Source organism: Lishizhenia sp. (genome assembly GCF_057456495.1).
The window spans coordinates 1-9,103 of sequence record NZ_JBVCPV010000122.1 but is presented as its reverse complement, the minus strand read 5'-3'; the positions used below and the strand labels follow the sequence as shown (position 1 = coordinate 9,103).

At 35.2% G+C, this 9,103-nt stretch carries 4 protein-coding genes; all 4 read left to right on the top strand.

The annotated features are described in order from the left end of the window. Window positions 1-328 precede the first annotated feature (328 nt). Complete coding sequence (gene carB / locus AC22ZQ_RS09570; RefSeq protein WP_318958560.1) at window positions 329-3,145, top strand: carbamoyl-phosphate synthase large subunit; 2,817 nt, start codon at window positions 329-331, stop codon at window positions 3,143-3,145. Between the two features lies 1 nt (window position 3,146). Then, on the top strand, window positions 3,147-3,395 hold the full coding sequence (locus AC22ZQ_RS09565; RefSeq protein WP_318958559.1) for a hypothetical protein: 249 nt from the start codon (window positions 3,147-3,149) through the stop codon (window positions 3,393-3,395). 128 nt (window positions 3,396-3,523) lie between these two features. Further along, the gene (locus tag AC22ZQ_RS09560; RefSeq protein WP_318958558.1) at window positions 3,524-6,283 is read left to right on the top strand and encodes a sensor histidine kinase; all 2,760 of its coding nucleotides are present in this window, start codon (window positions 3,524-3,526) and stop codon (window positions 6,281-6,283) included. Between the two features lie 245 nt (window positions 6,284-6,528). Further along, on the top strand, window positions 6,529-9,103 hold a 2,575-nt coding region (locus AC22ZQ_RS09555; protein ID WP_318958557.1), incomplete at its 3' end, for a sensor histidine kinase.

Genomic DNA, 9,103 nt, shown 5'->3' with positions numbered 1-9,103 from the left:
ATTTTATATCCACAGATTATTAATATTTCAATTACGACAATTAAGTATTGTGCCAAAAACCTAACCACTTGATAAACAACACCTACAAGATTCAACCCCCTATAACAGCTGTTCGAAAACGAACAATCCCTGTTCGGAAACGCACAGTAAGATGGGGTTTCCAAGAAAAAATAAAAGTCGCTCTAAGGTTGTCCCCCAAGGAATTACAATTAAAAACAACGCTTTCTTGAAAACTATCTCCAATAAACTTTTTAAACAGGATAAAAGGTGCTAAATTTGCCCCCAATTTGGTTTAACATTTTTGGAAACAAAAAAAAATTAGTTCAGAATGCCTAGAAATGAAAGCATTAAATCGATATTAATTATCGGTAGTGGCCCAATTGTTATCGGTCAAGCATGTGAGTTCGATTACTCAGGATCTCAAGCAGCACGTTCCTTAAGAGAAGAAGGAATCGAAGTTACTTTGATTAACTCGAACCCTGCTACAATTATGACAGATAAAGTTGTTGCAGACAACGTTTATCTAAAACCTTTGGAGCCAGAGAGCATTCTTGAAATTTTAGCGGAACACAAAATCGATGCAGTTCTACCTACAATGGGAGGACAAACAGCATTGAACCTTGCCATCAAATGTGATGAAATGGGTATCTGGGAAGAGCACGGAGTAGATATCATCGGAGTTGACATCAACGCGATTGAGATTACAGAAAACCGTGAGGCATTCAGAAACTTAATGGAGGAGATTGATGTTCCTATGGCTCCCCAAACAACTGCAAAATCTTTCTTAGAAGGTAAAAGTGTAATGCAAGAATACGGACTTCCTGTTTGTATTAGAGCATCTTATACTTTAGGAGGAGCGGGGGCAGCTATCGTTCACGATGAAAAAGACTTCGACGACAACTTAAATAAAGGTTTACACGCCTCTCCGATTCACGAGGTGATGATAGATAAAGCCTTATTAGGTTGGAAAGAATACGAATTAGAGTTATTGAGAGATAAGAACGACAACGTTGTAATTATCTGTTCTATTGAGAACTTCGACCCTATGGGGATTCACACAGGAGACTCAATTACAGTAGCTCCAGCAATGACATTATCTGATACAACTTTCCAACGTATGAGAGACATGGCTATTAAAATGATGCGTTCTATCGGTAACTTTGCCGGAGGATGTAACGTTCAGTTCGCCGTTTCTCCAGACGAGAAAGAAGATATCATTGCTATTGAAATTAACCCACGTGTATCTCGTTCTTCTGCATTGGCATCTAAAGCAACAGGTTACCCTATTGCAAAGATTGCTTCTAAGTTGGCGATTGGATACACATTGGATGAACTAGACAACCAAATTACAAAAACTACTTCTGCATTATTTGAACCAACATTAGACTACGTTATCGTTAAGATACCACGTTGGAACTTCAACAAATTCCCTGGTGCTGATCGCCAGTTAGGATTACAGATGAAGTCAGTTGGTGAGGTAATGGGAATCGGTAGATCATTCCAAGAGGCATTGCAAAAAGCTTGTCAGTCACTAGAAATTAACCGTAACGGTTTAGGGGCAGACGGAAAAGAAGTTACCAACCAAGATGAAATCCTTCACTCATTAGCACACCCAAGCTGGAATAGATTATTCCACGTTTACGACGCCATCAAATTAGGTATTCCTTTCAAAACTATTTTTGAGAAAACTAAGATTGATGTTTGGTTCTTGAAGCAGATTGAAGAATTAATCAAATTAGAAAGAAAGATTGAAAAATTCTCTGTAGATAACATCTCTAAAGACTTGTTATTCGAAGCTAAGCAAAAAGGATATGCTGACCGTCAATTAGGTCACTTATTAAGATGTTTAGAATCTGAAGTACACGAGAAAAGAGAAGAATACGGTATTAAGAGAGTTTACAAATTAGTAGATACTTGTGCCGCTGAGTTCCCAGCGCAAACGCCATACTACTACTCTACTTTCGAATACGAAAACGAAAGTGAAGTATCTGACAAGAAAAAAGTGATTGTATTAGGATCAGGACCAAACAGAATTGGTCAAGGTATCGAATTCGATTATTCTTGTGTACACGGAGTATTGGCAGCCAAAGAATGTGGATACGAAACGATTATGATCAACTGTAACCCAGAGACAGTTTCTACTGACTTTGATACAGCGGATAAATTATACTTCGAGCCAGTATTCTGGGAGCACATTTACGACATCATCAAACACGAGAAGCCAGAAGGTGTAATCGTTCAGCTAGGTGGTCAAACAGCCTTGAAATTAGCAGAGAAATTAGAGCGTTACGGAATCAAAATTTTCGGAACGAGTTACGATGCATTAGACTTGGCCGAAGATAGAGGTAGATTCTCTAAATTATTGAAAGAAAACAACATTCCTTACCCTAAGTTTGGAGTTGTTGAAAGCGCAGAACAAGCGATAGAATTATCGAAAGATTTAGGTTTCCCATTATTGGTTCGTCCATCATACGTATTGGGTGGTCAGAAAATGAAAATCGTTATTAACGAGGAGGAATTAGAACACCACGTGGTAGATATCTTAAGAGATATGCCAGAAAACCAAATCTTATTAGACCACTTCTTAGGAGGGGCAATTGAAGCAGAAGCTGATGCAATTTGTGATGGTGAAAACGTACACATCATTGGTGTTATGCAGCACATAGAGCCAGCGGGTATTCACTCAGGTGACTCTTACGCAGTATTACCTCCATACAACTTAGGAGATTTCGTAATGCAACAAATTGAAGACATTACGAAGAAAATCGCCGTTGAGTTGAAGACAGTAGGTTTAATGAACATACAGTTTGCGATTAAAGACGAAATGGTATACGTTATCGAGGCCAATCCAAGAGCTTCTAGAACGGTTCCATTCATCGCCAAAGCATACGATGAGCCGTATGTAAACTACGCAGCGAAAGTAATGTTAGGAGAAAAGAAAGTAACTGATTTTGATTTCAACCCTAGAAAAGAGGGATACGCAATCAAGATACCAGTATTCTCTTTCAACAAATTCCCTAACGTAAATAAAGAATTAGGACCAGAGATGAAGTCTACAGGAGAGGCCATCAGATTTATCAAAGATTTGAAAGACCCATTCTTTAGAAAAGTATTCTCTGAAAGAAACTTATACTTATCAAGATAATATGTTGTTCTTACTCTTTGCAGCCAATTTTCTAAGAACAGTTTTAATAATTATAGCTGTTCTGGTAATTGTTCGTTTCATTGGTAAACTAATGAATGCCAAACGAAACATCAGTGAACAAGAACGCTTTAACAAGCAAAAAGAAGCGTACCGCAGGGAGAAAGAAGAAACACAACGTAATATCGGAAAAGTCTCCATATTCAAGGGTCGAAAAGAGGCCGAAGATGTAGACTACGAAGAAGTTGATTAACTCAGAAAAAGCACTAATTTAGCGATTAGTGCTTTTTTTATTATATGCGAATTCTAACACTTTTACTCCTATTTTCTATAAGCCTTTTCAGCTTTGGTCAATCCGACTTTGAGGTACAAGGTTTAAATGTGAGCGAACTCCTTAATGTCCCCAGCTTAGAGACTTATAAAATAAAACAAGACACCAAGGGAAACATTTGGATATTAACCGACGCTGGAGTTGTTCAATACAACGGGAGCTCTACCCGACTATTCACCAGCAAAGATGGTTTATCAAGCTCCACCATTTTTGATATGTACGAAGACCAATTTGAACGAATTTGGTTTATTGGTTCATCTTCAGATTTATGTTATTACAAAGATGATGAAATCCACACTTATCAATACAACGACACCCTTCGAAAAATTTTAAATGGGAAAGTTAGAATATGGAAAGAGCTTTATGTGGATGCTAATGATATTCTATATTATTCCATCAATGGAAATGGATGTTTAAAAATCACAAAAGACGGTAAAATATCAAACCTAAAACAAAAGGACGGTATAGAAATAATCCCCATTGAACAACATCATTTAATCTCTTTCAATATTTTAAAACAGAACTATAGACATGGTAAAAATAAAGACAGTTTGGCACTAGATTTTTACTTTAAGAAATACCATCAAAAGGCCTATTTCATACGAATTAATTCAATAAATCAAACACATCAAATCATAGGAGGTTCCAACTTCCATATTATTTATAATCGACTTTTAAGAGATACCACTTTTTTAGAAACTGAGGAAGATGTTGTTTACATCACCCCTTATCAAAAGGAGGTGTTAATTGCAACACCACAAGGTTTTTATCGTGGTAAAACCATGGTAAATCACGTACAACGGACTTCTCCTTTGATGCTTCCCAATGAGTATATCACCTCCATTCTCGTTGATAATCGTGGTGCAATTTGGGTTTCTACATTAGAAAATGGGATATTCTACTTCCCCGATTTTAAGCTTGGAAAATCATCCTATATTCATGCAACTACTGACAAGAATATTAATAAAATATTCACCTTTAAAAATGACTTATACGCATTGAGTTACTCCTCTCTTTTCAATGTTTCACAAAAGAGTTACCACACTACTGTTGGAGGTGAAGAATTCTGCAACTTCCTTACAATTGGTGATGAATTAGTTTTATCAAAGGGAGGTATAATAATTCCTTATAAAAATTCGTATGCACATATCCTTCCTTTTTCTAGAGATCTTAAAGTAGCTGGATCTAAAATTTTTGTTTCATCTTCTGACAGGATTTATACAATTACTCTTGATAGTTTGAAAAGTGAAGCTTTTTTCACTCCATTAGATCACAGTACGTTTTCCTATTCCAAGAAAATTGCTTTGATTGATTCAACTACTATTTTACATAGCGGATTAGAAAAAATAAGTATTCTGAAAAAACATGAATTCGTAAAAGAGTTACAAGGTAAATTCAATGTCCAACAAATGAGCAGGACGAGTGATCAAAGAATCTTGATACTTGAAAAAAACAAAGGTCTGTTTTACCTTGATTTAAACACACTAGAGATTAAACCATTAGATAAGATTAATCATTTACTTCCAGAGGTTGAATTCAACACCTTCGCATATTCTCAAGATAGAAAGGAGTACTTTATAGGTTCAAATTCAGGTTTATTTATCTACAAAGATTCAGAAAACTGCATCAAACATATAGATAAAAACCATGGAATTTCGTCGAACCAGGTGAACAGCTTACACATTGATAAAGACATGCTTTACTTTGGAATTAAGGGCAATCTCTACAGCTATGATTTAGCTTCGGAGTCGGAAACTTCACCCATCACACCTCCCGTATTTGGCGCATCTTTAATGACCTCTGATTCAATTTCAATCAATATAGACCAACAAACAAATTTCATCCTTCCTTCTACCGAAAAGTTTTTCGAAATCAAATTAAAAACGCATTCTTATTCCAACTGGTTCAATAAACAATATCAATTTAGAACAGACTCCACAAATACATGGATTACCACCAACAGTCCTTCCTTTACAATTACCAATTTAAATGGTAAATACAATATAGAAGCACGTTATAAAATTAACGCCTTTACTTGGTCCCCCCCCTTCGAAATAGTAAGCATTCAGGTTACACCTCCGTGGTATAAGGCTTGGTATGCCTTATTGCTTTACTTTATCTTACTCGGAGCAGTAATACTTTTGATTGTCCGTTTCAGAGTACAGCGAAAAATGAAAAAATTACAAATTCAAAACAACCTGCTGTCTTATCAACAGCGGTTGAACAATGCCCGAATTAAACCCCATTTTATTTTCAATGTACTGAACTCTATTAACAGTCACATACACTTCAATGAAACCAAGCAAGCCTCTAATTATTTAATTAAATTCTCTAACCTGATGCGCAACATTCTTGAAAAATCAGGTAACGATGAGATACTCATTGCAAAAGAAATTGAACTTTTAAATTCTTACTTAGAATTAGAACTTATACGTAAAGAAGATAAATTTCAATTTCACCTCGATATTCCTATGGAATTAAAAACAGCCTCTATACCTTCCATGCTGATTCAACCCATTGTAGAAAACGCAGTTTTACACGGCACTTCAAATCACGACAATGTAATTCGTATTCAGTTTAGTTATCACGATAAGAACAGTGTTAAAGTTGAAATAGCCAATAAAGGTTCGATGACCAAAGACCAAATATTTAAATGGAACAACTCCCCTTCTGACCACGCTGTAGGCATCACTAGAGATCGAATCAATAATTTTAAAATACTTTTTAATAACAAGGAACTCGCCTTCTACTTAATCAACGAAGAGAACTGGACTAGAGTAATAATCATCTTACCTGTTTACAAAAATTAATTCGCGCTATACAATCACCTATGTTTACGTTGGGAATAAAAAACATTTCAGAACTACTTTTTAAAAATGCGATTGGTATAACCAAAGAACAGATTAAAAACCTTTCCTTACTCCGGGCCAATAATTCTTTAAAATTAGACCTGAAAACAGTCTAAGGGAAAACTTGTTTGGAATTTATATTACCTAATCTACAAAGAAGACGGTACAGAAGCTTAATTTATATATTATTTTTGGTGAAGAACAACATGAATAAGTCACCCCTTATCAACACATACAGCAAGGTTTTAGCATTAATAGTATTAATGGTCTTGTCTCCTTTAAAAAATTGGGGACAAAATAACTTTGCCCAAGCCAGTTATCAAATCAACGAACAATGTGGTCTCAATAGTACTGAGTCTTACCACATCATGAAAGATAGCAAGGACAATCTTTGGATATGTACCGATATGGGCCTTATACGTTACGACGGATTCAATGCCACTTCATTTACTACCAAAAATGGATTACCCAGTAATGTAATCTTTCAATCTTACGAGGATCCCTTCGGTAGAGTTTGGGCACTCAGTATTAGGAAACAACTTTACTACATCCAAAATGATAGTGTTTATCCTTACCGTTATAACGCAATTTTGGATACACTCATCGACTTGGATGACTACCTCTTTAAACGTATCACATTTACAAAAGATAGCACCCTCCACTACAGTAATTCATTCAAGGGAGCTTTTACAATAGACAAAAAAGGGAACTACAAGAGCTATCCAACCAGTGAAACAGAATTTGAAATCAATGAGGTTGAAGAAAGTTTTATGCTTTCCTGTTGGCCTATACATGGAAAAGTTAATTTCCAAATCAATTCATCGAATAACTATCAACCCAACTATATTGATTCTCTTTTCTACCACAAACCTTCTGACATAAGCAACCTTAAAAAGAACACACAACAGGGTACCATAGAAGGTTTAATATTACTGGGAGGAAAAGTAATTGCCTTGCCTTCGGTTACTGAATTAGCTGCTAACGTTACTGCCCTTGAACAAATACCTAACACCAATGAATACTGGGTGGGTAAAAACAACAGAACTTACCGTGCAAAGTATCAAAACAACAAACTAATAGAAATTAAAAACTCTAGTATTAACCATAACCTCTATGTGAGCTCTATCTATGTAGACAATGATGGAAACACTTGGTTTAGTACGCTTGAAGAAGGAGTAATCTACCTGCCAGAATATAAGGTCCATCATCTCACCGATTTTACCGGTAATAAGATAGAACATGAAGTTTTAGATTTTGCTGTTATCAACGAAAACACCCTTCTTTCTTTTAAAAATGAGCTTTACGACATGGCTCAAAACACGAGTTCTCCCTCAGATCACTCCAAAATCATTTATAGAAACAGAAAGCTTTTTGTAACCAACCTAAACCGTATTGATGATTACTTTAATTCAACTTCTTATCCCCAGAACACAGAATTTCTACCCTTTGCTAGAGACGTGTATGTAAACGACAATCATTTATACATAGCATCCTCTTATATCGGAAGAATAAATACCCTTACAGGTGAAACGGACACCCTCCTGTACAGGCCCGATTTAATACGATACATTTCTCAGGTCGCCTTCTCCGAAAACAAACTATTTTATACCTCAAAAAATAAACTATTCAGTGTTTTCAAGGACTCTGTAGAACTTTTATTTGACTTTGGAAATAAAGAAATTACAGATTTAATTTACTTTCAAGATAGGTTATTGATCTCAACCAAGAACTTCGGTATTTATCAATATTCAAACGGAGTAACAAAGCCATTTTTAAATCGAAAAAACGGTTTAAATAATGAAAAAGTAAATATTTTACAAAGCTCAGAAAACGGACGTTACTTATACATTGGATGTTTTAAAGGCTTAGAAATTTACGACCAATTCACAAATAGATGTATAAGCATCTCCAAAAACCAAGGACTAACTGATTTAAAAATCAATAAACTGGAGGAAGTTAATGGCAACCTTTATATAGCTACCGAAAAAGGGTTTTATAAAATAAGTTACAATGACATTCGCAACCTGAGTAAAACCAACATATCTGAAGACATTAGACCCGAAGTAACCAATTTAAGGGTGGACGGAGACAACTACAAAAACTTAATTTCATTACCGACGGATGCCAAGGTATTGAGTATTAGTTTTCAAATAAAAGATTTGAAAAATTGGTTCAATAAGAAATACCAGTATCAAATCAATGGCGGTGAATGGATAAATGTGCTATCCCCTCAAATCACCCTTACCAATCCACAAAAAAGATTAAAAATAAATCTGAGGTATTTTATGAGTAATAATACCTGGAGTGACAGTATGGTCTTGATAGAGGGCAGTATTCGAGAACCCTTTTATACTTCTATTTGGTTTTTTGGTGTATTACTTTTCTTTCTTGGTTTTGTCGTCTTTTTAATCCTTAAAGGGGTGAACTCAAGTAAAATTAAAAAGCTGGAAAAAGAAAATGAAATGTTATCCTATCAGCAACGCATGCAAAATGCAAGGATGAAACCACACTTCATATTTAATGTATTGAATTCTATTTACAGCTTCATTCTTTTCAATGAAAATAAAAATGCTGCTAATTATCTCTTAAAATTCTCTGCATTGATGCGTAGTGTGTTAGAAAATTCAAGTGATGAGAAAGTAAAAATAAGTGAAGAGATAAAACTTCTTGAGAACTATCTTGAGTTGGAAAACCTTAGACACGATAATTCTTTCAAATACGATATAAAAACGCACAGTACAGATAAGTTTTTAGAGATTCCTTCGTTAATGATTCAACCCT

Excerpts from the sequence above, each read along its gene's own strand:
- carB (WP_318958560.1), top strand. The coding sequence starts at position 329 with ATGCCTAGAAATGAAAGCATTAAATCGATATTAATTATCGGTAGTGGC.
- AC22ZQ_RS09565 (WP_318958559.1), top strand. The coding sequence starts at position 3,147 with ATGTTGTTCTTACTCTTTGCAGCCAATTTTCTAAGAACAGTTTTAATA.